22 protein-coding genes are annotated in these 24,465 nt (G+C 60.1%); 8 read left to right on the top strand and 14 right to left on the bottom strand.

Annotated elements, in window-relative coordinates:
* Positions 1-24 precede the first annotated feature (24 nt).
* A complete protein-coding gene (locus tag P9255_RS06385) occupies positions 25-906 on the bottom strand; it encodes a LysR family transcriptional regulator (RefSeq protein ID WP_309766105.1) in 882 nt (293 codons plus the stop codon).
* Positions 907-1,038: 132 nt separating this feature from the next.
* Here P9255_RS06385 and P9255_RS06380 point away from each other — a divergent pair, with 132 nt between their 5' ends.
* The 3 genes from P9255_RS06380 (at position 1,039) to P9255_RS06370 (ending at position 4,116) form a co-directional block, all read left to right on the top strand.
* Entirely contained in the window at positions 1,039-1,857 is an 819-nt protein-coding gene (locus tag P9255_RS06380) for a TerC family protein (protein ID WP_309766104.1), read from the top strand.
* A gap of 113 nt (positions 1,858-1,970) precedes the next feature.
* A complete protein-coding gene (locus P9255_RS06375; protein ID WP_309766103.1) occupies positions 1,971-2,198 on the top strand; it encodes a hypothetical protein in 228 nt (75 codons plus the stop codon).
* 73 nt (positions 2,199-2,271) lie between these two features.
* Positions 2,272-4,116 (top strand): glycoside hydrolase family 15 protein, encoded by a 1,845-nt coding sequence (locus P9255_RS06370; protein ID WP_309766102.1) that lies wholly within the window; start codon positions 2,272-2,274, stop codon positions 4,114-4,116.
* 129 nt (positions 4,117-4,245) lie between these two features.
* On the opposite strand, the gene P9255_RS06365 is transcribed toward P9255_RS06370, so the two are convergent.
* The 4 genes from P9255_RS06365 to P9255_RS06350 form a co-directional block, all read right to left on the bottom strand.
* A complete protein-coding gene (locus P9255_RS06365; RefSeq protein WP_309766081.1) occupies positions 4,246-6,057 on the bottom strand; it encodes an alpha/beta fold hydrolase in 1,812 nt (603 codons plus the stop codon).
* 420 nt (positions 6,058-6,477) lie between these two features.
* Entirely contained in the window at positions 6,478-6,879 is a 402-nt protein-coding gene (locus P9255_RS06360; RefSeq protein ID WP_309766080.1) for a hypothetical protein, read from the bottom strand.
* A gap of 738 nt (positions 6,880-7,617) precedes the next feature.
* Positions 7,618-7,947 carry a DUF4148 domain-containing protein gene (locus P9255_RS06355; RefSeq protein WP_309766079.1) on the bottom strand — a complete coding sequence of 110 codons (330 nt, stop codon included), beginning with the start codon at positions 7,945-7,947 and terminating at the stop codon, positions 7,618-7,620.
* Positions 7,948-8,023: 76 nt separating this feature from the next.
* Positions 8,024-8,923: a ketopantoate reductase family protein gene (locus P9255_RS06350; RefSeq protein WP_309789261.1), complete on the bottom strand. Its 900-nt coding sequence runs from the start codon at positions 8,921-8,923 to the stop codon at positions 8,024-8,026.
* 440 nt (positions 8,924-9,363) lie between these two features.
* Between P9255_RS06350 and P9255_RS06345 the strand changes: the two genes are divergently transcribed.
* Together P9255_RS06345 and P9255_RS06340 are read left to right on the top strand one after the other, a co-directional pair.
* Positions 9,364-10,071, top strand: coding sequence for an FCD domain-containing protein (locus P9255_RS06345; RefSeq protein ID WP_309766077.1), 708 nt, complete (start codon positions 9,364-9,366; stop codon positions 10,069-10,071).
* 93 nt (positions 10,072-10,164) lie between these two features.
* The gene (locus P9255_RS06340) at positions 10,165-10,638 is read left to right on the top strand and encodes a ferritin-like domain-containing protein (protein ID WP_309766076.1); all 474 of its coding nucleotides are present in this window, start codon (positions 10,165-10,167) and stop codon (positions 10,636-10,638) included.
* 50 nt (positions 10,639-10,688) lie between these two features.
* Here the strand turns inward: P9255_RS06340 and P9255_RS06335 are convergent, their stop codons facing one another.
* The gene (locus P9255_RS06335) at positions 10,689-11,345 is read right to left on the bottom strand and encodes a peroxiredoxin (RefSeq protein WP_309766799.1); all 657 of its coding nucleotides are present in this window, start codon (positions 11,343-11,345) and stop codon (positions 10,689-10,691) included.
* A gap of 296 nt (positions 11,346-11,641) precedes the next feature.
* On the opposite strand from P9255_RS06335, the gene P9255_RS06330 reads away from it, so the two are divergent.
* Positions 11,642-13,153: an amino acid permease gene (locus P9255_RS06330; RefSeq protein WP_309766797.1), complete on the top strand. Its 1,512-nt coding sequence runs from the start codon at positions 11,642-11,644 to the stop codon at positions 13,151-13,153.
* Between the two features lie 8 nt (positions 13,154-13,161).
* Here the strand turns inward: P9255_RS06330 and P9255_RS06325 are convergent, their stop codons facing one another.
* From P9255_RS06325 to P9255_RS06295, 7 genes are all read right to left on the bottom strand, one after another.
* Entirely contained in the window at positions 13,162-15,174 is a 2,013-nt protein-coding gene (locus P9255_RS06325; protein WP_309789260.1) for an acyl CoA:acetate/3-ketoacid CoA transferase, read from the bottom strand.
* A gap of 73 nt (positions 15,175-15,247) precedes the next feature.
* Positions 15,248-15,982 (bottom strand): ABC transporter ATP-binding protein, encoded by a 735-nt coding sequence (locus tag P9255_RS06320; protein WP_309766074.1) that lies wholly within the window; start codon positions 15,980-15,982, stop codon positions 15,248-15,250.
* Positions 15,983-15,991: 9 nt separating this feature from the next.
* Entirely contained in the window at positions 15,992-17,938 is a 1,947-nt protein-coding gene (locus P9255_RS06315; RefSeq protein ID WP_309766073.1) for a branched-chain amino acid ABC transporter ATP-binding protein/permease, read from the bottom strand.
* A gap of 7 nt (positions 17,939-17,945) precedes the next feature.
* Positions 17,946-18,818: a branched-chain amino acid ABC transporter permease gene (locus tag P9255_RS06310; RefSeq protein WP_309766072.1), complete on the bottom strand. Its 873-nt coding sequence runs from the start codon at positions 18,816-18,818 to the stop codon at positions 17,946-17,948.
* Positions 18,819-18,917: 99 nt separating this feature from the next.
* Positions 18,918-20,129 (bottom strand): ABC transporter substrate-binding protein, encoded by a 1,212-nt coding sequence (locus P9255_RS06305; RefSeq protein ID WP_404980267.1) that lies wholly within the window; start codon positions 20,127-20,129, stop codon positions 18,918-18,920.
* Between the two features lie 237 nt (positions 20,130-20,366).
* Positions 20,367-21,071, bottom strand: a complete 705-nt coding sequence (locus P9255_RS06300; RefSeq protein WP_309766070.1) for an anti-sigma factor — start codon at positions 21,069-21,071, stop codon at positions 20,367-20,369.
* Complete coding sequence (locus tag P9255_RS06295) at positions 21,061-21,693, bottom strand: RNA polymerase sigma factor (protein WP_309766069.1); 633 nt, start codon at positions 21,691-21,693, stop codon at positions 21,061-21,063. The genes P9255_RS06300 and P9255_RS06295 overlap by 11 nt, the downstream gene beginning before the upstream one ends.
* Positions 21,694-21,889: 196 nt before the next feature.
* Between P9255_RS06295 and P9255_RS06290 the strand changes: the two genes are divergently transcribed.
* Together P9255_RS06290 and P9255_RS06285 are read left to right on the top strand one after the other, a co-directional pair.
* On the top strand, positions 21,890-22,864 hold the full coding sequence (locus P9255_RS06290; RefSeq protein WP_309766068.1) for a metallophosphoesterase: 975 nt from the start codon (positions 21,890-21,892) through the stop codon (positions 22,862-22,864).
* Between the two features lie 2 nt (positions 22,865-22,866).
* Positions 22,867-23,238: a cupredoxin family copper-binding protein gene (locus P9255_RS06285; RefSeq protein ID WP_309766066.1), complete on the top strand. Its 372-nt coding sequence runs from the start codon at positions 22,867-22,869 to the stop codon at positions 23,236-23,238.
* A gap of 23 nt (positions 23,239-23,261) precedes the next feature.
* Here P9255_RS06285 and P9255_RS06280 read toward each other — a convergent pair whose 3' ends face one another.
* Positions 23,262-24,365 carry a VOC family protein gene (locus tag P9255_RS06280; RefSeq protein WP_309766065.1) on the bottom strand — a complete coding sequence of 368 codons (1,104 nt, stop codon included), beginning with the start codon at positions 24,363-24,365 and terminating at the stop codon, positions 23,262-23,264.
* Positions 24,366-24,465 lie beyond the last annotated feature (100 nt).

The raw sequence follows: 24,465 nt of genomic DNA, 5'->3' as shown, positions 1-24,465 counted from the left end.
AGACGAACTTCGAGAAAACCGATGTTATGCATTCACGCCGGCGAGCACGCGTTGCGTGAGCGGATGATGCCGTCCGCGACGCGACACGATGGCGTGCACCTCTTCCTTCACGTCCGGCGAGCGGCCGAGCCAGCGCAGGCCGCGTAACAGCGGGACATCGCCCGCGCCGAACTCCGCGAGCGGAAAAACGCCGAGGCCACGCGCACCGAAGACCGCCATCAGCGCGCTGTCTTCGAACTCGCCGACGACGCGCGGCGCGATGCGCTGCGTCTCGAGCCATCGATCGAGCCGCGAGCGCAGCGACGAATGCCCGGTCGGCATCAGGATCGGGAGCGAGGCGAGGCTCTTGGGGAAGTGATCGATGGCGCTCTTGCGCACGATCGACGCGGGCCCATACCAGTCCACCGGCGAGGCAACGAGCCTTTCACTCGTGAGCCGCATGTTCTGGTTATGCGGAGCGGGCTGACTGGCCAACACGAGATCGAGACGATGCAGCGCGAGTTCGCCGAGCAGTTCGTCCGTCTCGCCTTCGTGACACAACAGACGCAGCGAGGGATCACCCAGCACGGGCGCGAGCAGCGCCTGCGCCGCCAGTTTGGATATGCCATCCGACAGCCCGACAGCGAAGCGCGCCAGCGTGCCGCTCGCCGCTTCGCGCACTTCGTCGTGAATCAGCTGGCCGATCTCGAAGATTTCTTCCGCGCGCGCGAAGGCAGCCTGTCCTGCTTCGGTCATCGTCACGCCGCGTCCCGCCGGCTTGAGCAATTGGTGCCCCAGCGACTTTTCCAGCTCGCGCACTTGCGCGCTGATGGTCTGCACGGCCATGTCGAGCCGCTCGGCCGCGCGGGCGAAGCCGCCTTCCTTCACGACGACCCAGTAGTAGTGCAGATGCCGATAGTTGAGCATCGCTGTGCTCCTTCCCGTTTCCGTTCGGTTCGGATAAACCGAACTGTCGATTCGATTATCGCTGATTTTTCCGGCCTCACGCCATGACGATGATCGTGGTTCAGCGAACATCGTATCGACCAATCAACCATCATGGACTATCTTCTTTCGCTTGCCGCCGATCCCGCCGTCTGGGCCGCCCTCGTCACGCTGATCGCGATGGAAGTGGTGCTCGGTATCGACAACCTCGTGTTCATCTCCATCCTGACCAACAAGCTCCCGCCGAAGCATCGCGCACGCACGCAGCGCCTCGGCATCATGCTCGCGCTCGTCATGCGGCTTGCATTGCTTGGCACCGTCGCATGGATCGCGCGTTTGACGCAGCCCGTGTTTTCCGTCTTCGATCATGCGTTCTCCTGGCGCGACGTGATTCTGCTTGCGGGCGGACTGTTCCTCGTGTGGAAAGCGACGATAGAAATGCATCATCACGTGCGCAAGGATTTCGAAGCGCCCGGCGTCGTCCCGAGTGCGGGCACGATCACCGCGTGGGCTGCCATCGGCCAGATACTGATGCTCGATCTCGTGTTCTCCGTCGATAGCATCATCACCGCAGTCGGGATGACGGAGCATCTGCCGATCATGTATATCGCCGTCATCTTCGCCGTCGCGACGATGCTGTTCGCCGCGCAACCGCTCGCGCGCTTCATCGAACGCAATCCGACCGTCGTGACGCTGGCCTTGAGTTTCCTTCTGGTGATCGCGATGATGCTGATCGCGGAGGGCTTCGGCACGCATGTACCGAAGGGCTACATCTACGCCGCGATGGGCTTTGCAGGTTTTGTCGAGGGCCTGAACCTGCTGGCGCGCAACAGGCGTTCCGGCGCGAAAGAGGTCTCATTGGAGGGCGAACTATCCACAGTTTCGGTGAACAAGCCTGTGGACAAACCGGGGACCCGCACGCTATCCGCTTGAACGGACAGCGAATCTTCGACGCGCACGCCAATGCGCGCCGGCACACTGACGGTGTCCTCGTTTGCTGTTAGATTCGCAGGCTTCGCCGAACCGATCGCATTGAAGGAGCAGGGATGAGAAGCAAATCGTCGGGCGTGGCAGTGGTCGCGGTGCTCGTCGGCGTCGCCGTCGCGGTGACGCTTTTCATTGCGGGCATGGGGAAGTCGTCGCGACATGCCGACGTATCGCCTGCTCATGGCGAAGCAGTCGCCGCACAAGATCTGTCCGCGAGCGACGCCGCGTTCCGCGCCACGACGATGCAGCCCGCTTCCGGCAGCGATGAACGAACTGCTGCGCGTTAGTGCCGCAGTATTATCCATCACGGGAATAGGCCTTGCTTGACCGCTTGCCAAAGTCAAGCCGGAGCAAGCCACGATGGGCCACCCGTCTCAGCAAGTTTCACTCGCCGCGCTGCCTGTCGATGCACGCGGTGTGATCGGTAACATGAAGACGGCTGCGCTTGTTTCGCTGCGCGGTGCGATCGATTTCATGTGTTACCCGCGCATTGATTCCCCTACGGTTTTCGCGTCGCTGCTCGATCACGAGCACGGCGGGGCGTTTTCTATCGCTCCACGAGAAGCCGGCGCGAACGTCAAGCAGATGTATCTGCCGGAGACGAACGTGCTGCTCACGCGCTTCATGACGGGGGAAGGCGTGTGCGAACTGCTCGATGTGATGCCGGTCCCGTCGTCCGAGGCGCGCGTGGACGATGTGCCGAACTGCGTGATGCGCATCGTGCGGATCGTGTATGGACGCATGACGCTCGACGTGCGATGCGATCCTCGATTCGACTACGCGCGTGCGAAGCACACGGCGCATGCGGTGGAGAAGGGCGTCGAATTCAGACGCGCCGATGACGCACCGCCGTTGCAGTTGCGTGCGAGCGTGCCGCTATCGATAGTTGAAAGCGGCGCACGCGCGACGCTGGAAATGCGCGAAGGCGATTCGGCATGCTTCGCACTCGGCGCCGCCGACGAACTGTCGAAGCTCGACTCGAAGGAAAAGTTCGACGGCATGCTGCAGGAGACCATCGACTTCTGGAAGGCGTGGTCGTCGCGATCGACGTATCGCGGGCGGTATCGCGAAGTCGTGCTGCGATCGGCGCTTACGCTCAAGCTCCTCAGCTCGGACGAGTACGGCGCGATTGTCGCGGCGCCGACGTTCGGTTTGCCAGAAGCGCAGGACGGCTCGCGACGCTGGGATTATCGCTTCACATGGATACGGGACGCCGCGTTTTCCGTCTATGCGTTGTTGCGGCTCGGCTATACGGGCGAGGCTGAACGGTTCATGCGATGGATCGCCGAGCGCAATCGCGATTGCGGTTCGGACGGCTCGCTCAGCGTGATGTACGCAGTGGACGGTGAACAGGCGATGGAGGAAGCGGAGCTGTCGAGTCTCGAACCGTCGTTACCCGGCAAGGTATTCATCGGCAACGGCGCGCGCGATCAGACGCAGCTCGATGTCTACGGCGCGCTGCTTGATTCGGTGTATCTGTACAACAAGTACGGCGCGGCTATCTCTTATAAGGGATGGCAGCATGTGACGCGTACCGTCGATTACGTCGTCGCGCATTGGCGCGAAGCGGATCATGGCATCTGGGAGTTTCGTAACGGCACGAGGCCGCTCTTGCATTCGAGGCTGATGTGCTGGGTGACGGTGGATCGTGCGCTGCGGCTGGCGCAGAAGCGTTCGCTTCCCGCGCCGCTCGCGACATGGTTCCAGACGCGTGACGATATTCATCGCGACATACACGAGCGATTTTTCAACGAGGAGTTGCAGGCGTTCGTGCAGACGCCGGGGTCATCGACGCTCGATGCATCGGCGCTGATGATGCCGCTCGTGCGCTTCATCGGCCCGAAGGATCCGCGCTGGACCGGCACGCTGGATGCGATCGGCCGCGACTTGCGCGTCGATCCGTTGATTTTCAGGTACACGCGCGGCGATACGCTCGACGGCTTGCCCGGCATGGAAGGCGGTTTCAGCGCGTGTTCGTTCTGGTATGCGGAGGCGCTTGCGCGCGCGGGCCGTGTCGATGAGGGGCGGCTCGTGTTCGAAAAGATGCTGGCTTATGCGAATCATGTCGGGCTTTTTTCGGAGGAAGTCTCGACGAGTGGCGAGGCGCTCGGTAATTTTCCGCAGGCGCTGACGCATCTGGCGTTGATCAGCGCGGCGTATCAGCTCGACAGGGATCTGGATCGCACGCATGTGGCTTGGACGTGAGGGGGGTCGCCGGATACGATCCGGTCGATCTCACAGTTTACATAACATAAATTAGCGACATTTTAATAAATGCTCCATACGTCGCCGTAGAGAGTCTGGGGAACCTGTCACCAGACTCCTTGCCACGCTCTAAGCCTTCTTCAGCGGAACAGCCGGCGCACGAACCGCGATAACCGGTTGCGTCACTGGCACGTTCGTCTCCTTGCTGACGCTCTCACACAACGCAATGATCTGCGCGGAGCTTGCGGGATTGAAAAGCGAATGATCGACATCCGAAAACGTCAGCACGCGCACGCTCCTGTAACGCGCGAGGCGCGTGCCGAGCTTGCCGCAATGCGCCGCGAGCACATCCAGACCTGCATCGTAGCTGCCGTAGACGAGGACCGTCCTGACGCCCTTAGCGTCGAGCGCACGAGCGATGGACTGAGGCGTCGTCGCCTGCTCGGGCGGCGTATGCGTAAGGCTGTCGAGCCTGAACGCATCGGCAATACGGGAACGCGCACGCGTCGTCACATAGCTGCCGATGAAACCAAGCACGCGCAGAAGATTCTTGTCGCCGCGCAGAATCGCTTTCCACTTGTTCAACTCGAACATCGACGCTGCGTAACCCGCCATCGAGTTGCGCGTCGATTCACGCATCCCTTCGGCCGTCTTGTCTTCCGGCTGCTTGAACGTCGGAATATTCACGGCGACCACGCCCGTAATAGCCGTTTCGATCACCGCGGCCTTGAGTGCGTGATAACCGCCCGAGCAAATGCCGAACGACAGGATCGACTTATAGCCCTGGCGCGACAGCCAACGGGCCGCAGCAGCCGTGTCTTGCGTCGCCACGGGGTTGTAGATGCGGTTATAAGGCGTGTCCGAATGCGCGATACCCGGCACAGCCGGACTATCGCCACGGCCACGCGCATCGAATCGCAACGAAGCGATGCCGCGCCTCGCGAGATCCCGCGCGATACGCACGGAGAGTCTGCTGTCGCCGACCCGCGAACTCGATGACGTATTCGCAAGCAGGTACACCGCACCCCGCGACGCTGCAAGGCGCGGCTCACACAGAATGCCGAAGATCCCCTCCTCGCCGATGCAAACGGGCCGCTCGATCGCTTCCGGCGTTTCGATGCGCAAGTCTTCTTCAGGCCACGGCGAAAATGATTTGACCGCTTGTCGAGGCTGATCCCCCGCGATCCATTCGACGACCTTCGCAAAGGCCGCATTCGGCGTCACAGTGAACGCGGATTCCTGAATGAAGCCGGTCATGTCTTCGAAAGCCTGCGACTGAGCGTCGACGCCGACTTCGACGAGTGCATCGCGTAGCGGGTCTTTGGAGCCGACACGTCCGTGCATCAGCAACGCGCGGCGCGCAGGCGCAACGCCCGCGCGCTTGACACTTGCGGCCAGATCGATGCATTCGAGATCACGTTTCAGATCGTCGCCATAAACCTGCCCGAGCACGTTGAACGGCCCGTCCTGCGGCTGTATCTCGCGCAGCGGCGCGGCAAGCTGATCGAACCATGTCTTGCGCGTCACACTGAGCTCACGCATATAAGTGCGCCCGCTTACGACGGGCGCCAGCAATACGAGATCATCGACAGGACGGCGCAGCGCCGCCTGCACCGCGAATGCCGTGCCGACGCGAAAGCCGCACAGCGTCACATGCTGGATGCCTGTTTGCGCCTTGAGAAAGTCGACGGCCGCGCCGATGTCATCTATCGACGATTCGAACTGCCCGGGCGCCGCATCTTCTCCGGATGAGTCCCCCGTGCCGCGATAGTCGAAACGCAAGACCCAGACGCCCTGTGCCGCAAGCGCTTCCGCGAGCACACGCATACCGCTATAGGTCCATACGTATTCGTGACCGTATGTGTTGCACAGCACGACGCCGCGCTTGCTGGCGCCTGCATGCAGCCATCCGAAACGGCTGCCGAATACCACCGGTTTCATTGTTATGTCCTCGTCTCTGGCGGCGTACAAAGTAAGGGATGCCCCCGCTCCCTGTGCCTTGACTTTGCGCGCAATCACGCATGCTTGAATGCATGTGCGACGCCTGACCTGCCCTCGAAATAAACGCGACGGGCGGGCCATTCCGTGCAATTGTAGAAATCAGGACGGCTTCGCTAAGTCGCCTTTCCAACATTTCTGCCTAAGCGACCATTGATTTGCTGCTCGAAAGCCAGCTTGCATAGACTGATTCGTGCAATGCAAATCAAAATGCGTGCGCTTGCATGAGCGTATGTACGCTCGCCAACGCGCAGCGCTTCAACGCATGAGTGAATTGGTCGCAGATGGATGGAAAGCGAGATGAGTGCCGGAAACGACAATTCGAAGGAAGGCCTCGGCAGTCGGCCGAGGCCCTTATGCCCGTCACGCAGCGATGACGGACTTTGCAGGCTCTTCGTCGGCTGCGCGGGCGTGCGCGTAGACGCGAGCACGCTCGCTCGCCACGAGGGCCTTCTTGCGGGCGAGTGTCTGCCGTTGATATTTTGGATCGCCCATCGTCTGGATGTATTCGCTATGACGATAGCGAAGATAACGCTGGAAAAACTCTGTGCCGGGCAGTCCGCTATCTAACGCAAGAAGTACCCCATAATCTATGTCGCGCAAGTCGCCTAGCGCTTGCACGGCAGACTCCAGTGCAGCATAACGTTGTACCAGTGGCACCCCCTTGTCACATAATGAATGAAAACGCTGATACGTCAGCAATTGCCGATGAGACGCGCAGCGCCGCAATGCTTTAGCAAGCCGTTGGCTCAGTTCCGTTTCCACGTTTCCTCCGCAAAGTCTCCGGATGACAAGCACAAAGCTTCCTCGCGTCATTCAATTCGAATGACGTCACTGTATGTGGATGGCACCTGCAATAAGCCAGGATTAATTGCGGTCCGACCGTGCGTCGCCGCTGATAGATTCCGTGCGACGTATTCGGTGGACGTGTCGTATCGCAACGCACGTTGGTGCATTGCATTTCTAGAAGCATTCTTTCTTGAGAGAGGCGTTCGGTCGGAAGGGCATGAGTTGCTGACTTCTGCCGAGGCGGGGAATCGTTTGCGCGCGACTCTCTGTGTACATGCTAGCAAACATGCAGCATCAAACCAAGAAATGTTTGCTGTCTTTTCTTCGCCCTGCTTTGATGCATTTGTTTAAGCGGAATTTATTGCTGGCAGGCGATATCTGTCTTGCCCGGGCAAATTCGGTGACTGCCCTGACGAGACAACGTTAACTCGCGAAGGTCACTCGCCGAAGCCTTCTGATTGAAACGGCGGGGGATTGGAATCGCACCAATGCGGGCGGTGCATCGCTTAAGGCTGGTTTAAGCGGCAAGGACTAAAACATCTTAGGCGGTTGTTTCAATTATTAAGTTTCCACGCGGATGATCACACCGGGCAACGTCGCCGGCGCACGCAACGGCGTCGGGGACGCGGGGCTATGATCATCCCATTTGGGCCCGGCATACGTGCCGGGCCTCTTTTTTGGAACCTACTGATCACCGCAAAAACTCGAGAGCCCTCAATGACCGAAATAGACGGACTGATTGTTTGAATTCATCGGCCGCAACGCGCGCATCCCGGCTGCCGACCTTCCGCTATTCGCGCCACCGTATTCGCTCTGATTACCCGACATGGCGCCGTCCTGCTGAGAGACGCGGCGCTCAGCGGCCTGTACATCGCTCGGATACGTGGTGCGGTCCGACTGCCCGGGGTTATAACCCGCAGCTTCCACTTGCCGCAGATCCTGCTGGACCTGGCTGCGCGTCATCGAAGAATTGTCCTGGGCGAAGCAAAGCGCCGGCGCGACCAGGACGGCAGCAGCGGCCACAGCTTTAACGAATGACTTCATGGCGAACCTCCGGTTTGTAAGGCAGCACAATTCGCTATGTGCTTGCCCCAAACATTGAGCATAGCCTGTGCCCGCGCTAGTCCTTGCTGCGCTCGCCCTCGAGCAGCTTGACCAGCACGTGCAGCATGCGATTCGCGGGCGTCGGCACGCCTAATGCCTCGCCACGCCGCACGATCAATCCATTCAGATGATCGATTTCGCTGCGTTTGCCGCGCGCCATGTCCTGGGCAGTCGAGGAAAATTGATTGGGCATTGTCTCTGCGATACCGCGCACCGATGCGCCGACGTCGCCGGGTATGGCGACGTTATCCGCTTTAGCGACGGCAAGGCATTCGTCGACCACATCGCGCATGGCCCGCGTGACGCCCTCACCTTGCACGAGGCGTCCGTAGGGCGTCTGCGCAATTGCCGACAGCGCGTTGTAAGCGCAATTGAGTACGAGCTTGGCCCAGAGCGCACCGCGCACGTTGTCCGAGATTTGAGTGGGCACCGATGCAGCGGACAGCGTACGTGCAAGCTCCTCGCTTACGGTCGATGGCTCGATTACCAGTTCGCCACGGCCATGATGGCGAATATGCCCCAGCCCTGCCATTTCGGCCGCGACATAGACGACGGCCGCCGCGACTTCCTGCGGCAGCAGTTCACGCAAGCGTTCCGCGTTTTCTACGCCGTTTTGCATCGACACGACGAGCGTGCGTTCGCTCAGATACGGCTCGAGCGCAATTGCAGCGCTGTCGGTATCCGTCAACTTGACGCAGAAGAGCACGACCTCCGCGCCGTCAGCCGCGCTCGCCTCGGTGCTTGCTGAAACACACACGTGTTCATCGAAAGACCTGGTGTCCAGACGGAGCCCGTTCCGCTGAATCGCTTCGACGTGTTGCGGCCGTGCGATCAATACGACCTCGTGACCGGCACGCGCGAGCATGCCGCCGTAATAGCAGCCCACGGCGCCCGCGCCCATTACTGCGAATTTCATATCCTTTTCCTCGTAGCTCCACGACCGCATCGCCGCATCGATGATGCTTGCGACAAGAAAATAGCATAAAGCGCTGTCCACTAATTGTTGAGCGGCCTCAAAGCGCAAACGCTTGCGCACTGGAACGATGCCATTGCTTTGTGGGCGGACGCACCATAGTCAGTCGAATTCGCGGTGAACCATATTGTTAAACCGTAGCGCGGGACGATACGCTTGCTTCAGCGGATCGACGGGTGGTTTCAAACAATGGCCGACCGCTATGGGGTATGTGCTGCGCCGGTCCGCAATCCGCAATGAGGATTGGAACCGCGACCGCGGCACACGGGAGACCGACTCACGGCGCACCGAGGCGTCACATCAGCACGAGCAAAAAATGCGGCAGCGGCCTCTCAAAGGGCATCGCGCAGCCGAAGCGTGGGCGTTTTCACGAGAACAAAAATATGAACCATGGATATGAAGCATCGCTCGTCAAGCGCGTGGTCAATCAGCTTGTCGCGAGCATCGTCAACGGAGAATACAAAGACAATGTCCTGCCGCCACAAGTAATTCTTTCGAAGAAGCATGGCGTCTCGCGGACCATCATGCGGGAAGCGCTGAGCGTGCTCATCTCGCGACGCATGCTCGACGTACGTCCGAAGACCGGCACCCGCATCAGGCCGGCGAACGAGTGGCTCATCATCGATGCCGAAGTCGCGGAGTGGCGCCTGCGCGCCGTGCCCGACCCCGACTGCATGCGCCGGCTCATCCACTTCCGCTCACTGGTCGATCCCCCCGCCGCTGCCCTGGCCGCCACGCGCGCGAACCGGCATCAACGCATCGGAATCAATGCAGCTTTTCAGCGGCTCGTGCATGCCTCGCCGTCCGAGGACTTGCAGTCGCAGGCAGAGGATGCATTGCTGACGACCATTATCGATGCAAGCGGCGACGAAGTGTTGCGGCAAATGGGAAGCGTCGTGCGCGTGGGCCTGAGGGCAATGAAAGCGTCCTTGCGCGTGCAGCCGCATGCGCTTGCACGCGTCTCCGAATCGCAATTGAGCGACTACGGCCGTGTCGTGCGTGCAATCGATACGGCAGACGGCGGCGGCGCTCGTCTCGCGATGTCCCAAGTGCTCGGGCGAGCGTCGATGTGGGTCGAAGAACCGGTTTGAGTGCGTCAGCACGCCGACGGCAATCAATGACTACAATGATCGAGTGCCCTCACTGGCCGTAACGCGCTTTGCAACGCAATGACGGAGGCAACGATGGCGGAGCTCGACAAGGAAGAGGTCGTTGGCGTCTTGAACCGGATTCTGGAATCCGAACTCGCTGGCGTCGTGCGCTATACGCACTATTCGTTTCTGGTGTTCGGCTTCGGCCGCATTCCGATCGTAGCGTGGCTGCGCGCACAGGCGGACGAATCGCTGACGCACGCGCATCTGGCCGGCGAATGGATCACGACGCTAGGCGCTTATCCGTCGCTCGAAATCGGCCCGCTTCTCGACAATCACACATTCGATATCGCGACGATTCTGCGCGAATCGCTGCAGGCGGAGAATGTTGCGCTAGACCTTTATCGCCAGTTGCTGAAGCTCGTGGAAGATCGGTCGGTGGCGCTAGAGGAATACGCCCGGCAAATGATTCATACCGAAGAGTTGCATGCCGGCGAGGTCGACAAGATGCTGCGCCGTCCCGGCGAAGTCGAGACGTCGCCCGAAAGACGGACCGGGCATGTATGAAAAACGCGCCGTCCCGAGAAGGACAGCGCGTTTTCAGCAACACAACGAGATCACTTGGGCTGCGCCACCGTGCGCAGATAAGGCTTCAGCGTCCTGAAGCCTTCCGGGTATTTCTTCTTTGCGTCTTCGTCCGAGACCGACGTCGGAATGATCACGTCCTCACCCGGTTTCCAGTTCACCGGCGTCGCAACCGTATGTTTCGCGTTAAGTTGCAGCGCATCCAGCAAGCGGAGCACCTCGTCGAAGTTGCGGCCCGCGCTCATCGGGTAAGTGAACGTCGCCTTGATCTTCTTGTCCGGTCCAACGATAAACACCGCACGAATGGTCGCATTGTCGACCGCCGTTCGCGGGCCGCCGCCGCTCGCGTTGGGATGGATCATGTCGTAGAGCTTGGCCACGTTCAGGTCCGCATCGCCGATCATCGGATAGTTCACGGCTGCGCCCTGCGTTTCCTCGATGTCCTTTGCCCATTTGGAATGGTTATCCACGGGATCGATGGACAGCCCGATGATCTTCGTATTGCGCTTGTCGAACTCCGGCTTGAGCTTGGCCATATAGCCGAGTTCCGTGGTGCAGACGGGCGTGAAGTCCTTCGGGTGCGAGAAAAGAATCGCCCACTGGTCGCCAATCCATTCATGAAAACGAATCTGGCCTTGCGTGGTCTCTGCGGTGAAATCGGGGGCTTCGTCACCAATACGGATGGACATATTTGATCTCCACGTTAAAGAGTAGTCGGAGAGCGTTTCGCGCCGATGCGAAACGGATTCCGGATGTGAGAGCGCAACAGACAAGCCGATTATAGTGCCGCGCGCAGGCGCGGCGGACCGGCGCGCGAATTCCCGCGCTGACGACAGGGTCAGGGGCATAAGAAATGCTAAGGCGAACGGGCGTTCACGGCAGACGCCTCTGGCAAGCTCGTATTCCTTAGGGAAATCTGCTATCACGGAACAGCATTCATCTCGACGGCCGGCTGGCTGTCCCACAGGAGGCGATTGTGACCGTCATGCGAAAGAAAGCCGTTGCTGCGCTGCAAAGCGAGGCGGCAGAAACCGATGAGATGCTTCAGGAAACGCATGGCGGCCATGCATTGAAACGTTCGCTGTCGTCGCTCGATGTCGTGTTGCTCGGCATCGGCTGCATCATCGGCGCGGGCATTTTCGTGCTGACGGGTCACGCGGCCGCGACGAATGCGGGCCCAGCAATCAGCATTTCATTCGTCCTCGGCGCAATCGTATGCGCGCTCGCCGGGCTCTGCTACGCGGAAATGGCGTCGACGGTGCCCGTCTCGGGCAGCGCATACACCTATGCGTATGCGACGATGGGCGAGTTGATAGCGTGGCTCATCGGCTGGGATCTCATACTCGAATATGCCGTTGGCGCAACGACGGTCGCGATCGGGTGGTCAGGCTATGTCGTGAGCTTTCTGCATTCCTTGCATATCGATATACCCGCGCAACTCTCTCAGGCGCCCTTCGCTTACGAGCCGGGCAAGGGATGGAGCCATGCTGGCGCGATCCTGAACGTTCCTGCCATGGTGATCGTCGGGCTCATCACGCTTTTGCTTGTCATCGGCATTCGCGAATCGGCGCGCGTCAATAGCATTATCGTCGTCATCAAGGTGCTGATCGTGCTTGCGTTCATCGCGGCGGGCATCGCGTATGTCGATACGAGTCATTGGGTGACGCCGAACAACCCGACCGGCGCTTTCATCCCGCCGAATACCGGCGAGTCCGGCGTGTTCGGCATGAGCGGCGTCTTGCGCGGCGCAGCGGTGGTCTTCTTCGCGTATATCGGTTTCGATTCGGTCTCGTGCGTGGCGCAGGAAACGCGCAATCCAAGACGCGACATGCCTATCGGGCTGCTCGGCTCGCTTACCGTCTGCACCATCCTGTATGTGCTCGTCTCGTACGTGCTGACAGGCATCGTGTCCTATGACAAGCTCAACGTGGCGGACCCCATTGCGGTCGGCGTCGATGCGATCGGCATGCGCTGGCTGTCGCCCATCGTCAAGCTCGGGGCGATTTTCGGCCTGACGTCGGTCATTCTCGTCCTGTTGCTTAGCCAGCCACGCATCTTCTATTCGATGGCAAGAGACGGCTTGCTCCCGCCCTTTGCTTCAAAGATTCATCCGCGTTTCCACACCCCGTACATCACGACGATCGTGACCGGACTCATCGTGATGGTTCTCGCCGGCTTGCTGCCGATCGGTCTCGTCGGCGAACTCGTGAGCATCGGCACGCTGTTCGCATTTGCAGTCGTGTGTATCGGCGTGCTGGTCTTGCGCATCACGCAACCGGAGCTCAAGCGCGCGTTCAAGACGCCCGCGGTTTTCATCGTTGCTCCGCTAGGCGCAATTTCATCGGTCTTCCTGATGACGGGACTGCCCGCCGATACGTGGATACGTCTCATCGTCTGGATGGGCATTGGCATCGTCATTTACTTCGTCTACGGCATCCGCCATAGCAGGCTGCGCCGCGCGGAACAAACGCCGCCCGCGCACACTGCCAGGAATTGACGACAGCTTCAGGAACCGCGTCGTGTACCGTGCTCGCGCGCTTCTTGCGCGCTCTCATAGATATACGGCGCGACGCCCCGCTGTTTGAGCGCATCGCCGAGCTTCATTCGCAGGAAACTGCTCGTGGTATAGCGCGTGACGCCGTCGTAAAGGCCGCTGACGAGTCCCGTGACCATCTCCGAATACGCATCGAGCATCTCGGGACGGATGGAGAAGTTGTCGTAGTTGACGATGACGTGCGGCTTCGTCGTTACGCCCGCGAGCTGCTTTTCCACTTCGCGGCGTATGTCTTCGACGTCCTTCAGACTGGCCACTTCATGCCCTTCGAAGTTGATGAAGAAAAGATTCTTCTCTGCGTCATAGCTGAAGCGTTCGGACAAGCCCAGCCCTAGAAGCGTCTCGCGCAGGCCCATCGGCGTGTCGCGAAAAATGCAGTCATTCATCAGGCGCGGCGCCGACTTCATCACGGGCCTGAAGCCCATTTGCGCGACGATATCGCGCTCGATATCGATCCCCGGCGCGACTTCGGTCAACGCGAGCCCTTCTTCGGTCAGCTCGAACACACAGCGTTCCGTGACATAAAGCACCGTCTGGCCGCGCTCCACCGCGTGACGGCCACTGAAGGTACGATGCTCGACCGCATCGACGAACTTGCGGGAATCGCCTTCGCGGCGAATATGCAGCTTGCCGGCGTCGATTGCTATGTCGAGCTTGCCTGCGTTGAACGTGCCAACGAACACCACTTTCTTGGCCGACTGACTGATGTTGATGAAACCGCCAGCACCCGCGAGCTTGGGCCCGAACTTACTGACATTCAGATTGCCTTCTCGATCGGCTTGCGCAAGACCCAGGAAAGCAATGTCGAGGCCGCCGCCATCATAGAAATCGAACTGATAGGGCTGATCGATGATGGCCTGCGTATTCGTGGCGGCACCGAAATTGAGTCCGCCCGCGGGAATGCCGCCGATCACGCCAGGCTCGGTCGTCATCGTGAACAGGTCGATGACCTGCTCCTCGTTCGCGACGCTTGCAATGCCTTCCGGCATGCCGATGCCGAGATTCACGACGCTATTGGCCATCAACTCGAATGCGGCGCGGCGCGCGATCACCTTGCGCTCATTGAGCGGCATGGGTTGCACGGAACTCGCGGCGACACGCAGTTCGCTGGAGAACGCGGCGCTGTATTGCTCGCCGAACGTTTGCCAATGATTCTCCGGCCGTGCGACGACGACGCAATCGACCATTACGCCGGGAATCTTCACTTGCCTCGAATTGAGCGTGTTGGATTCGGCAAGCCGCTCCACTTGCGCGATCACGATGCCGCCCGAATTGCGCGCGGCCATCGCAATGGAAAGCGCTTCGAGCGTAAGCGCCTCTTTCTCCATTGTGATATTGCCGTTGAGATCGGCAGTCGTGCCTCTCACGATCGCGACATCGATTGGGAATGCCTTGTAGTACAGGTATTCGACGCCGTCGATTTGCATGAGGCGCACGATGTCCTCGGTCGTGCGCGCATTCAGCTTGCCGCCGCCATTGCGCGGATCGACGAACGTGCCGAGTCCCACGCTTGAAAGTTGTCCGGGCCGATGCGCGGCAATGTCGCGAAAGAGTTGGGAAATCACGCCTTGAGGCAGGTTATATGCCTCGATGCGATTCTCTATGGCGAGCTTTTGCAAGCCGGGAACCAGTCCCCAATGTCCGCCGATGACTCGCTTGACCAGCCCTTCATGCGCGAAATGGTTCAGACCTTTGGTGCGGCCATCGCCCTGACCTGCAGCATAAACAATCGTCAGGTCCTTGATCGGCTCTTGCGCTTCGGAAGGGGCTTGCTCATTGCTCTCGAGAAAGCGTGCTTCAAGCGCAATGGCCACCTCCTCCGCGAAGCCCACACCGACGAAGCCGCTCGTCGCGATGGTATCCCCCGAGCGAATCAACCGCACCGCCTCGCGCGCGGAGACGATCTTTCCGCGTTCCACGAGGCGCGTTGACGACGGGAACGGGTGACGAGGCGTGGCGGTCATGGTGTCTCCTTTATCCGATGCTCGTGCTAATCACTCTCACGATGCTTCGCATCACGGTATCACCGATTCTCAATCAATGGCTCGCCCCGAGATATGCCGCCTTGACGGAAGGATCGTTGCGCAACTGCTCCGCTGGCCCATGCGTGGCAACACGGCCGTTTTCGAGGACGTAACCGTAATCCGCGACGTTGAGCGCAGCAGCGGCGAACTGCTCCACGAGCAGCATCGTCACCCCGTCCTGCTTGAGACGCTCGATGATACGAAAGACCTCTTCGACGAGAATCGGCGCAAGGCCCATGGACGGCTCGTCGAGCAGCACGAGATCGGGATTCAGCATGATGGCGCGCGCCATTGCAAGCATTTGCTGTTCGCCGCCGCTCAGCGTTCCTGCGAGCTGGTGCCGGCGCTCCTTCAGTCGCGGAAACAACTCGATCGCCCGTTCGAGGTCCGCTGCCACATCGCCTTTTGGACGCGCCCAGGTCAGGCGTGGAAATGCGCCTAGCAACAGATTGTCGGTGACAGACATCGTCGCGAACACGCGTCTTCCTTCCGGCGAATGCGCCAGGCCGAGGCGCGCGATCTTATGCGAGTCCATTGCGTCGATACGCTTTGCGGCATTGCCGACGCCCATGGTAATTTCGCCGTCCGTCGGCCTGATCATGCCGGAGATTGCGCGCATGGTCGTTGTCTTGCCCGCGCCGTTCGAGCCTATCAGCGTGACCACTTTGGCCTTGGGTACGTCAAGCGAGATGCCGTGCAGCACTTTCACCTTGCCATAGCCCGCGTGGAGGTTCTTGATCGTTAGCATCGGTGATCCTCAGGCTGCTTGCGCGGCTTTGCCGCCCAGGTAGGCTTCAATGACTTTCTCGTTAGCCTGAATATCGGCAGGCTTGCCTTCAGCGATCTTCTGCCCGAAGTCGAGTACCGACACGGTATCGCACACGCTCATGACGACATCCATGTGATGCTCGATCAGCACGAGCGTAATGCCGTGATTGCGCACCTTGCGAATGATCGCGACAAGCTCGCGAATATCCGGCGCGGTAAGGCCCGCAGCGGGTTCGTCGAGCAGGAGCAATTGCGGATCGAGCGCAAGCGCTCGCGCAATCTCGAGCAGGCGCTGCTTGCCATAAGGAAGATTGCGCGCCTCTTCGCTCGCCACATGCTCGAGCCCCACGAAACGCAGCATGTTGAACGCGCGCTCACGTGCCGCCTGCTCCTCTCGCCGATAACGACGGCTCATCACGCCGACATCCGCGAAGTTCGAGCGGAAAGTATGGTGCAGGCCGACGAGCACATTCTCGAGCGCCGTCATCTCGCCGAACAGCTGCACGTTCTGGAAAGTGCGCGCGATGCCCGAGAGCGCGATCTTCGACGAAGTACGCCCGCCTAACGATTGTCCCTGGTATTGAATCACGCCCGACGTAGGCACATAGATGCCCGTCAGGACATTCATCATCGTGCTCTTGCCCGATCCGTTTGGTCCGATCAGGCCATGAATCGTGCCGCGTCTGACCGTCAGGCTGACGTCGTTGAGTGCTTTGAGCCCGCTGAACTGCATCAGCACGCCGCGTACGTCGAGAATGGCATCCGCCCCTTCTCGTGCGACGGCGGCTACTGCATCGTCTTCGCGTGTATCGCTTGCAAGGGCGTCGGTATCGACCTTCGTGACGCGCACACGTCCGAGACGAAGCGTCTTTCGCACGAAGCCGACGATGCCGTCCTGCAAGTAATAAACGACGAGCAGGATCATCAGGCCGAATATCGTCAGACGCCAGTCGGTCAGTGCATCGATCCAGAACGAGAATGCGGCGAGGCCCGCAGTGCCGATCATCGGGATCGCCACGCGTTGCGGCGTGGTCGTCTTGCGTGCGAGTGCGAGCGCCGCGCCCGCAACGACGAGCACGGCGAGTGCGGTAGCAACGACCCGAAAGTTCGCGATATCGTCGAGCAGTTTGGGCAGCAACACGATGACCGTCGAACCGATGATCGCACCGGTGCGGGTCTTGCGTCCGCCCATGATGATTGCAAGCAGGAAAAGAATCGTGAGTTCGAAGTTATAGGTATTGGGCGAAATGTATTGCTCGGAATACGAATAGAGACAGCCTGCCAGCCCGGCAAAACCCGCGCTGATGACGAACGCATAGACCTTGTAGCGATAAACCGACACACCCATGCAGTCCGATGCAATGGGGCTATCCCGCAAGGCTTCGAACGCACGTCCGAGATGCGACTTCAGCACGCGATGCACCACGATCAGCGAGGCCACCAGAAGCGCGGCAACGAGCCAGTAATATTCGACCTCGTCCAGCCTGTGCGCGCCGAATGTCGGCTTGGGAATCTTGAGTCCCATGGGGCCGTTCGTTAAGAAATCCATCTCGTTGATGAGGATCTGAATGATGGTGCCGAATGCGAGCGTGACCATCGCGAGATAGGGACCGGACACACGCAGCGCGGGCAAGGCGAGTATCGCGCCGAATGCGGCAGTGACAGCGATTGCGAGCGGTGCGGTCACGTAGAACGGCATGCCGAGCTTGGCGAAGAGCACGCCTGCCGTATATGCGCCGACGCCGAAGAGGCCAGCATGACCCAACGATACCTGGCCCGTATAGCCCACCACGATATCGAGCCCGAACAGCAGGATCGCATAAATCATGATGGTTTCGACGAGATGGATGTAATACGGATTGCCCGATACGACCGGGAATATTGCAAGCGCCGCAAGGCCGATCAGGGCCGCAATCCAGTTCTTTGCTTTCGTCATGGCCGCCTCAGACTTTCTTGATTGCCGTCTTGCCGAAAAGACCCGCAGGCTTGACCGCCAGCACGATCAGGAGCAACACGAGGCCAGGCACATCCTTGTAGCCGGTGGAGAGATAAAAGCCGGTCGTCGTCTCGGCGATACCGAGAATCATGCCGCCGACGATGATGCCCATCCCGCTCGACAAGCCGCCGATGATCGCCACGGCGAACGCTTTCAGCCCGAGCACGGCGCCCATCGTTGCACCCGTCAGTGTAAGCGGCGCGATCAGGACGCCGGCGAATGAAGCGGTCAGCGACGACAGCGCATACGAGAACGTGATGACGAGTCCCGTATTGATACCCATCAGCGCAGCGGCATCCCTGTCGTTCGCCGTCGCTACGACCGCCTTGCCGAAGATCGTCTTGCGGTTGAAGAATTCCACCGCGAGCATCATGACGAGCGCGCCCGCCACGACGAGCAATTCCATCGGCAATACATTTGCGCCGAAGACCTGAAGCGGCGCTTCGGGCAATGGCGAGGGAAAGCGCAGGTCGTCGCGTCCCCATACGTTTTCCGCGACGTTCTTGAAGATGATGCCAAGCGCAATCGTCGACATGATCCAGCCGAATTCGGACTTGATCTTGATAGCGGGCCGCACGCCGATTCGCTCGACGAACGAACCTTGCAAGAGACCGAACAGGCACACGAGCGGAATCATCAGCCAGTAGTTGACGCCGGCGGAAACGAGCGTCAGCCCCACGAGTGCGCCGAGCATGAGCGCATCGCCCTGACCGAAATTGAGCGTGCCGGACGTCGCGAATGTGAGCTGATAGCCGAATGCGATCACCGCGTAGATCATGCCGAGCGCGATGCCGCTATAAATGAGCTGAAGAAGAATCATCGTCTGGACGCCTCTGGATCGAAACACCAAGCGCATACGTCAAGCCGCGCCCACCACAGCGGCGGGCGCGGCTCTTACCCTCGGAATGGAACTCGTGCGTCAGTTCGAAGCGGTCGTCGTCTGCTTGGTGCGCAGCGTACTGCCGCCTTTCTTGTCCGCGTCGTAAGCGTAGATGACCCGCCCGCCCTTCACTTCGCCGATGACCGGCACGTTGGGGCTGATCGCTTCGTGATCTGCCTTCGTGAATGGCTTGTCGTAAGACATCACCACGCCGTTGACCTTGGTGTTGAGACTTTCCAGCGCTTCCTTCACCTTGGGACCATCGGTCGAGCCCGCCTGCTTGATGGCCGCCGCAAGCAGATAAATCGAGTCATAGCCTTGCGCCGCCGAGACGGGCGAATCGATACGATCGTTCTTCGGCTTGAATTCCTTGAGATACGCTTCGATGAACGCTTTGCGCTTCGGCGTGTTCGCATCCTGAATGAAGGTCTGCGGCATGCGAGCGCCTTCGCCATTCGTTCCGGCATTGTCGATATAGTTCGCCATGGAAAGTGTCCAGCTGCCGATCAGAGGCACTTTCCAGCCGAGCTTGGCCATGCCGTTCGCAATCTGCGCGAGCTCTGGCCCGATGCCGTAAGTCAGGACGGCTTCTGCGCCCGCCGCCTTTGCCTTGAGCAATTGAGCGGTCATGTCGACGTCCTTGATGTTGAATTTCTCGACTGCTACCGGCTTGACGCCTTTGGACGCCAGTGCCTTTTCGAGGTCTTCCCGGCCAAGCTGGCCATAGTTGGTCGAATCTGCAAGGATCGCGACTTTCTTGAAGCCGCGCTTGGTGATGGCTTCCTCGACGATCATCGGCGCCTGAATGCGGTCGGCGGCAGCATTGCGGAAGACATAGTTGTCGGGTTGATCGTCGAATTGCTTAGTGACGACCGACCCTGTCGCGACATTGTTGAAGACGGGAATCTTTGCTTCCTGAAAGAAGCGCTGAGACGCAAGCGCAACGCCGGTGTTGATATAACCGACGACTGCGACCACTTTCTCCTTGTTGATGAGTTCCTGTGCGATCTGCACGCCGCGCTCGTTCTTGGCTTCGTCGTCGCGTTCGACGAGAACGATTTGCCGCCCGAGCACGCCGCCCGACTTGTTGATTTCCGCAGTCGCGAGCCGCACGCCGTCGCGCATGCTGACGCCCATCGACGACGAGCCGCCCGTGAAAGGGCCATCGACGCCGATCTTGATCGGATCAGCCGCATAGGCCGACGAAAAAACGCCGAACGCGAGCATCCCCGCGATAAGCTTCATCTGCATTCCCATTTCTGTCTCCGTCGCTTGAACCGCTTTGTGAAAGCCTGCCCGCCCGCTTTTTATCGTTGTCGCTTTAATTAGGCGCTTGGTGAGCGAGTTTAGAAAAATGTAAGGATCAGACCATATTCGGACATACCCGAACGGCACGAGCGTTAGCGCACATCGAAACGGAAAAACGGCGGCATCCCGAAGCGGCCGCTTCGGGATGCAAAGAAAGAGCCTTGAGCGCAATGCACCGCTTTAGCGCGGCGCGCCGTGCTCGATGGCCTGCGTGAACTGCCGCAACACCGCGCTGGACGCGTCCGTCACGGCCCAGAACGTCATGCCGTCGTGGTGCCAGCGGGCCAGCGCGTAGCCGTCGTCGGACTGCGTAACGACGGACTGTCCATCCTTTAGGAGAGGCTTCTCGGGGAAAACATAGACGTCGATGGGATGCTTCAGATAGCGATAGACGACCACGGCAACCGGCCGATGCCCGACGTAATCGAGCCTTCCTCCGACGAGAGCGAAGCCCGGTCCTGCCGGATCGACCACAGGCGGCGCATAGTCGATACGGCCGTTGAACCACGGCTTGACCGTGTGTTTGTCGCTGGACAATACGTCGATGGCCCGGTCCGACATCAACGCGCGCACATGGCTCGACACGATCTCTTGCGCGATAGGCGCATCGCTCGCAAGACGCGGCGCGGTCTGGAACCACAGGATTGCGCCTAAAACCATCGCGCTCAGCGTCGCGCCCGTGAATGCACCGCCGAAGAACGGCCACGGCGAGGCGAGCGCAAGACGCCAATGACGGCGATTCCGGCTTTGCCCGGTCTTCTGCGCGCGACGACTTTCCTCGCGCACACGCGCCAGCACTTGAGCGCGCAAGTGCACCGGCGCGCGCTGATACAGCGAGCCATCGTTCAGCCTCGTTTGGAGCGAAGCGGTTTCGTTATTGTCCATTGCCCGACTCCTCGGAATGACCCGGCTCCGACTTGCGCACGAGCCGCACGCTCGGTCTGTCGCATTGCGCCGCGCGCACCGCCCCCGCCAGCATCTTGCGGCCACGCGCAAGGCGCGACATCACTGTTCCTATCGGCACGCCCGTGATTGCCGCGACTTCCTTGTAACTCATGTCTTCGAGTTCGCGCAGCACCAGCACTTCGCGAAAGGCAAGCGGCAAGGCTTCCAATGCGCGGTGCACGAGATGTATTTCGTCCTTGCGCACGGCAAGCGTCTCGGGATTCACGCCCGCTTCGTCGGACCAGCCGGGCAAGGCTTCATCGCCGCCGATGTCTTCATCGTAGGGCGTCCCATCGGCTATTTGCACGCGCTTGCGCCACTCCGTGAACCACGTATTGCGCACGATAGCCAGAAGCCACGCGCGCGCATTCGCGTTTTCACCGCCTTCGAAGCCGCTAAAGAAACGGAAAGCGCGCAAATAGGCTTCCTGCACGACATCGTCTGCGTCGCTGGCACTGCCGGATAGCCAGCGCGCAAGGTTATATGCGGCGTCGATGTGCGGCATCACGGTCGCCTCGAAGCGCGCATGCGGGGAATTCTCTCTCGACCTGCTGTGCCACATCGCGCGGGTCTCCTCAAGGCGAATCAACGCACGCTTGATGTCACGCGTGCACGTCTTCCATTACTTCTCCGGGGACCGCTTTATTCCCTCTCTCCGAGAAAATCTTCAAGGAATATCGCGCCGCGTCTGCCGGTTCGATGGACGGATGCCCGCTGCGTCATTCAGAGCCTCTTACATCACTCGCAAAGGAACCGTCATGAACACCGAATCCAGGGATTTGCCGCCCGCGTCCGAACTGGACGATCACGGCAAGCGCCGGCGCACCGCTCTCTCCTGCATGGCGTGGGCGGGTGCGGGCGTGTTATGGACGATCAGTGGCGGAGTGCCGCGCTCGCGCCTGATTTCCTCGGCTTATGCTGAGGAAAGCGCGCAGTCCTTCAGTTTCGTGCAGATCAGCGATAGCCATATCGGTTTCAACAAGGACCCGAACACGGAACCGACGAGTACGCTCGAAGCAGCTATCGGCCAGGTGCGCAAAATGCCCCAGCGCCCCGCCTTCATGATTCATACCGGCGACATTACGCATCTCTCCGCGCCCGCACAGTTCGATGCTGCGACGCAAATCATCGGCAATGCCGGCATGCCGGTGCATTACGTCCCCGGTGAACATGACGTACTAGTCGATAACGGCGCCCCGTTCTTCACGCGCTTTTCCGGCCAGTATGGACGCGGCAGCACGCGTCACTGGTATAGCTTCGACGAGGGCGGCGTTCATTTCATCGGCTTGACGAACGTAATCGACCTCAAGGGCGGGGGCCTCGGCTTTCTAGGCAATGAACAACTCGCATGGCTCAAGCAGGACCTGCAAGGAAGGACGAGCAGCACGCCCATCGTGGCATTCGCGCATATCCCGCTATGGGCGCTTTATCCCGCGTGGGGCTGGGGTACCGACGACAGCGCGCAAGCCCTTGCCTTGCTGAAGCGTTTCGGCTCGGTAACGGTACTGAACGGACATGTGCATCAGGTCGCGCAGAAAGTGGAAGGCAACATGCGGTTTTACTCGGCCATGTCGACCGCGTTTCCCCAACCCGCGCCCGGCGCCGCCGCGGGACCCGGACCGATGAAAGTCGGTGCGGACCGCTTGCGATCGATGCTCGGCCTGCGCGCCGTGACGCACGTCACAGGACGCGAGCAACTCGCTATCGTCGATACATCGCTTGCGGAGGCATGAGCATGAACACCACGCTCATTCGACAATGCGCCCGCCAGCTTGCAATCGCGCTCGCGGTCAAGGGTCTCATCGGCGCAATGCCCTTCGCTTGCGCCGAGGAACCCGCGCAGCAGGTTGCGGCAATCGGCGCGCCGGTCGTGTCCATCGACAATTTCGCGTTCAATAAGGACACGCTGACGGTCCCTGTCGGCACGAAGGTGACATGGATGAATCACGACGACATGCTGCATACGATCGTCGACGAAGGCAAGTCATTCAAGTCCGACCCGCTCGACAATGGCGATAGCTTCTCGCATGTTTTCGACAAGCCGGGAACCTATAAGTATTTCTGTTCGCTGCATCCGCACATGACGGGGACCATCATCGTGCGATGAACGCGTGACGCCACGGCATCCCTTCAGCTTCGCGCCCTGGCGATTGCATCGAGGTTGCCTTCGCCGAACCCGTGATGCCCGCGCCGTTCGACGATCTCGAAGAACATATCGCCGGGTTCGCGTTCGATGAAGGTCTGCAAGAAGAGTTGCGGCGTGCCGTCGGGCAGGATTTCGCCATCGACGAGAATGCCGCGCGTGCGCAGCTTGTCGATATCGAGGCCGTGACCAGGCAGGCGGGCGTCGATCTCATCGTAATAGCGCTGCGGGGGCATCAGGAAACGCACGCCCCGGGCGCTAAGCGCATCGACGGAAGCAAAGATATCGGCGGATGCGAGGGCGATATGCTGAACGCCCTCGCCTTCATGATCGGGCAAATATTGCTGCATGAGGCCCGTGCGATACGTGCCTTCCTCATAGACGGTGATGCGAATCGAGCCGCACGGCGAGATCGTGACGGCGGAATCCTGCGACACGTGCCAGTCCGGATGCACTTGATGAATCTCGCGGAAGTGCAGCACGTCGTCGTAAAAATCGAGCCATTCGCGGATGCGGCCAGCGCCGACCGTCTGCGTGAAGTGATCGACTTCGAGCAGGCCCGCGCCTTTCGTATCGGCGCTTGCATCGGGAATTGCACGGAAATCGATGTCGTATATCGATGCTTCGCCGCTATTCTTGCCCGGCCACTGGTCGACGAAATACATATGGGAATCGCCGATGCCTTGAATAGCCGGTATTGCCAGTTCGTTAGGGCCAATCTTCTCGCCCTCGAAATCCCATGCGCCGTAATCGACGGCCCGCTCATGCGCCGTTTGTGCATCCATCACGCGAATGCCGATGGCGGCAATGCCCACGCCATGCGTTTGCGCGAACCGCGTCGCGAATGAATCCGGCTCCGAGTTCAAAAGAAAATTCATGCTGCCCTGACGATACAGCGTGACCGCCTTGCTGACATGCTGCGCAACGGGCGTGAAGCCTAGCCGCCCGAATAACCCGGCGAGTCCCTGTGGATCGGGACTCGAAAACTCTACGAACTCCAGCCCCGCAATGCCGAGCGGATTGCCGCCGATTCGAGAGTCGGCGGCCGCGCTGGCGGACGGCGGAAAGTCAGCGGAGTCGGACTGGGTCATCGGCAATACCTCGGTCTGTACGAACTGGTTCACGGATGCGAAACCTACCATGACTACCGCATCGTGTGCCACGGTCACGTTTGCGCATCGCATCTTCCCA

Source organism: Caballeronia sp. LZ019 (genome assembly GCF_031450825.1).
Classification (GTDB): Bacteria; Pseudomonadota; Gammaproteobacteria; order Burkholderiales; family Burkholderiaceae; genus Caballeronia.
Note: the sequence above shows the minus strand (reverse complement) of the source record. Positions and strands in the feature narration are given on the sequence as shown.

Coding starts and splice junctions, on each gene's coding strand:
- P9255_RS06385 (WP_309766105.1), bottom strand. CDS start 906: ATGCTCAACTATCGGCATCTGCACTACTACTGGGTCGTCGTGAAGGAA.
- P9255_RS06380 (WP_309766104.1), top strand. CDS start 1,039: ATGGACTATCTTCTTTCGCTTGCCGCCGATCCCGCCGTCTGGGCCGCC.
- P9255_RS06375 (WP_309766103.1), top strand. CDS start 1,971: ATGAGAAGCAAATCGTCGGGCGTGGCAGTGGTCGCGGTGCTCGTCGGC.
- P9255_RS06370 (WP_309766102.1), top strand. CDS start 2,272: ATGGGCCACCCGTCTCAGCAAGTTTCACTCGCCGCGCTGCCTGTCGAT.
- P9255_RS06365 (WP_309766081.1), bottom strand. CDS start 6,057: ATGAAACCGGTGGTATTCGGCAGCCGTTTCGGATGGCTGCATGCAGGC.
- P9255_RS06355 (WP_309766079.1), bottom strand. CDS start 7,947: ATGAAGTCATTCGTTAAAGCTGTGGCCGCTGCTGCCGTCCTGGTCGCG.
- P9255_RS06350 (WP_309789261.1), bottom strand. CDS start 8,923: ATGAAATTCGCAGTAATGGGCGCGGGCGCCGTGGGCTGCTATTACGGC.
- P9255_RS06345 (WP_309766077.1), top strand. CDS start 9,364: ATGAACCATGGATATGAAGCATCGCTCGTCAAGCGCGTGGTCAATCAG.
- P9255_RS06340 (WP_309766076.1), top strand. CDS start 10,165: ATGGCGGAGCTCGACAAGGAAGAGGTCGTTGGCGTCTTGAACCGGATT.
- P9255_RS06335 (WP_309766799.1), bottom strand. CDS start 11,345: ATGTCCATCCGTATTGGTGACGAAGCCCCCGATTTCACCGCAGAGACC.
- P9255_RS06330 (WP_309766797.1), top strand. CDS start 11,642: ATGCGAAAGAAAGCCGTTGCTGCGCTGCAAAGCGAGGCGGCAGAAACC.
- P9255_RS06325 (WP_309789260.1), bottom strand. CDS start 15,174: ATGACCGCCACGCCTCGTCACCCGTTCCCGTCGTCAACGCGCCTCGTG.
- P9255_RS06320 (WP_309766074.1), bottom strand. CDS start 15,982: ATGCTAACGATCAAGAACCTCCACGCGGGCTATGGCAAGGTGAAAGTG.
- P9255_RS06315 (WP_309766073.1), bottom strand. CDS start 17,938: ATGACGAAAGCAAAGAACTGGATTGCGGCCCTGATCGGCCTTGCGGCG.
- P9255_RS06310 (WP_309766072.1), bottom strand. CDS start 18,818: ATGATTCTTCTTCAGCTCATTTATAGCGGCATCGCGCTCGGCATGATC.
- P9255_RS06305 (WP_404980267.1), bottom strand. CDS start 20,129: ATGCAGATGAAGCTTATCGCGGGGATGCTCGCGTTCGGCGTTTTTTCG.
- P9255_RS06300 (WP_309766070.1), bottom strand. CDS start 21,071: ATGGACAATAACGAAACCGCTTCGCTCCAAACGAGGCTGAACGATGGC.
- P9255_RS06295 (WP_309766069.1), bottom strand. CDS start 21,693: ATGTGGCACAGCAGGTCGAGAGAGAATTCCCCGCATGCGCGCTTCGAG.
- P9255_RS06290 (WP_309766068.1), top strand. CDS start 21,890: ATGAACACCGAATCCAGGGATTTGCCGCCCGCGTCCGAACTGGACGAT.
- P9255_RS06285 (WP_309766066.1), top strand. CDS start 22,867: ATGAACACCACGCTCATTCGACAATGCGCCCGCCAGCTTGCAATCGCG.
- P9255_RS06280 (WP_309766065.1), bottom strand. CDS start 24,365: ATGACCCAGTCCGACTCCGCTGACTTTCCGCCGTCCGCCAGCGCGGCC.